The sequence below is a fragment of the Candidatus Cloacimonadota bacterium genome, from assembly GCA_034661015.1.
Lineage (GTDB): Bacteria > Cloacimonadota > Cloacimonadia > JGIOTU-2 > JGIOTU-2 > JAYEKN01.
On the sequence record JAYEKN010000190.1, the window covers coordinates 1 to 2593 of the forward strand.

Sequence of the window (2593 nt, forward strand, 5' to 3'; positions counted from 1 at the left end):
ATCCGAGTGTTTTTCTATATGGAAATCATCCAGTCCCAATTCAACTAAGCCATCGTTTATAAAATTGATGGACTGCTCAATATTTATGGTATTTTTCTGCTGTTCAGCAATAATATCTTTTTGTATGCTTATAGACTTTTCAGCTTCTTGCTCTGCTGTTTTCAGTTCACCGATTTTTTTCTCAATATCTGTTTTATCTTTAAGATAAATCGAAATGGTCTGGTCATAATCCCAGCACATTAATGCCCAAAACTGCTTTTTAATGTCAGCCAGCGTGTTATCTTTGTTGTCTATCTTGCTATTGTGAGTGGATATTACTTTATTAAGGCCATCAATAAAATCATTGAATTTCGTAATAGCAATTGCCGAATCTGAAAGTGTTATCTCTTGGCTGGGTGCTTTTATCTTGGTCTCAAGTTCACTTTTGTTTTTTTCAAGTAAGCGATATACGGCATTATAGTGATTTTCAAATTCACTCTTCTTTTCAACTATGTATGGGTTGATTTCAAACTTTTCTTTTTTAGGAAGTGCTGAAATAGCCTTTTCATAGGTAGAAAGAAGCTTTTTTAACTCATCAATATCATTCTCATAAGATTCATCAAAGAAACTTTGAATATCTTCAAACAGTGACTTCGTGATTGTTTTACTCTGACAAAAAGGGCAACTTTCGGCATTTTCTCCAATGGGTTCTGGCAAATATTGTAGCCCGTCTTTTACCCAGTCTGAATTTTGAAGTTGATTGATTAATGTGGATACGGTGCTGTTTTCATTTCCTACAATATTTTTTTGTAGAATTTGATTTTGCTCTACCTCGTGGGCTGTGAAATTGATCTTTGAAAGGAGATCATGTTTTTGGGCATCATCCCCCTGAATAGCTTCTACTTCCTTTTTTAACTGATCGCTTGTCTTTATCGGCTGCTCATCGGGCTTATTGATATTTGCCAAATGGTTAAATAATTTATCTTTTTTTCCTTTTAAATTTTCAAGGCAATATTCCAAAACACGATCACCACCAGCAAATGTGGTTTTAATTTCCCATGTTATTTTTTCAGCATTCTGCTTTTTTGTGGATAATGACTTTTCCTGTTCTGTTTTTTGACTGATTTTAGTTTGCTTTCCAACTTCCAGCTTATCAATTTCTTTCTGTGCGGATTTTATTTTCTCTTCGGCTTCTTTGTTTTCTTTGGAGAGCGTAAATATTCCTTTTAGATTATCAGGTTCATAAAAATAATCTTGTATAAATTTTTGGCTATAAACTCGGATATCCTCACCATTCAAGCCGTCAATACTGCAATCAGTAAAATCACTATTGTTCTTGTCGTATAAAAAACTGGAAAGGGTGCTTTTTCCTGTGCCGTTAAGACCATAAACCAGATTCACTTTTTTATCGGTTTCAAGGGTTGCAAGAGATTTGTAACTTGCAATATTGTTCATTGAAATCTTAGTGATCATAGCTCACCCCTAAAGGCTTTTTGCAAGATTGATTTTTTTAGTTCGTCTAAGTTATCTATTTTCTGTTGGTAGAGGGTTTCTAATTTTTTTATTTTACCTGAAAGAGTTTTAATATTTTTTATTGCAACTTTTTGTTTCTTAATAGACGGAAGTGCGAGGTGTAATTCTGATAATACTTTTTGGTTTAAATTACTCATTGTTGCTCCGATGGAGCTATTTTCAAGTTGCATCTTTATTTTTGATGAACTTAAATAAAATGTTAAATAGGTTTCATCTGTTTTTTGCTTATCAACTCTAATTACAAGACTTCCTGTACCACAAAGCCAACCAATACTTTTCTTTTTTACAATAGCGCACCTCCCCATTTCACCCCTACGTGCAATGACTATGTCATTCTCTCTTAACGCATACTTTTCTAATCTTTTAAATGTATCTTTACTAATCATAGTTTTTTGAAGTGGAATAATTCTACTATTGATGATGTTTTGAGGGTTTATTACGGGTATTCCACTTTTTACATAATCTGATTTATGAAGCATACTGCCAAAAGGACCTGTCATCATTTCGGAAACCACATCTCCTAATCTTTTCCCCTCCCAATCATCCCCTTTATTTTCAAACACATTTTGCAAATAACTCTCAAAAACCTCTTTAGCATTTCTAAGATTCCGTTCCGCATTCTGTTTAGCCGTGTCAATCGCTGCAAAGGCTTTATCCAGTATTTCAACAATGCGTTGTTGTTCGGGGATTGATTTAGGGTAAGGTATTGAATAACCTTTTACCATTGGAACAGTTAATTGTGGAATTGATGAGCCACTGTTTGAAAAATCTATATTCTTTAACCCATAATGTAAAAAATTTATATCAACCTTTTCTTCATTTGGTAATAATGTAATTAACCTAACTATTGGAACAAATGGTTCTGTTCTAATTTCAGAATAACCTATTGTTCCTCTTCCTGAAATTGTAATACTTGGTTTACTTATTCTTGCAACATTTGTATATCCATACAAACCTTTATTCTTCTCTCCATTTGCAAAAATTGGCACCAATAACTCATCAGTCATAAATTTTGAGAATTCTTTCGGTTTATCTCCACCTGCAAAGATTTTTTCACAAACCTCCCCCAAGGTCTTAACCT

Annotated in this window: 2 protein-coding genes; both read right to left on the reverse strand. The window is 33.4% G+C overall.

All coding sequences use genetic code 11. The features are described from left to right. Positions 1 to 1452 (reverse strand): AAA family ATPase (locus U9P79_07215; GenBank protein MEA2104411.1); only part of this gene is annotated, 1452 nt, incomplete at its 3' end. Next, the coding region (locus U9P79_07220; GenBank protein MEA2104412.1) for a restriction endonuclease subunit S at positions 1449 to 2593 on the reverse strand (1145 nt) is incomplete at its 5' end. The genes U9P79_07215 and U9P79_07220, both read right to left, overlap by 4 nt.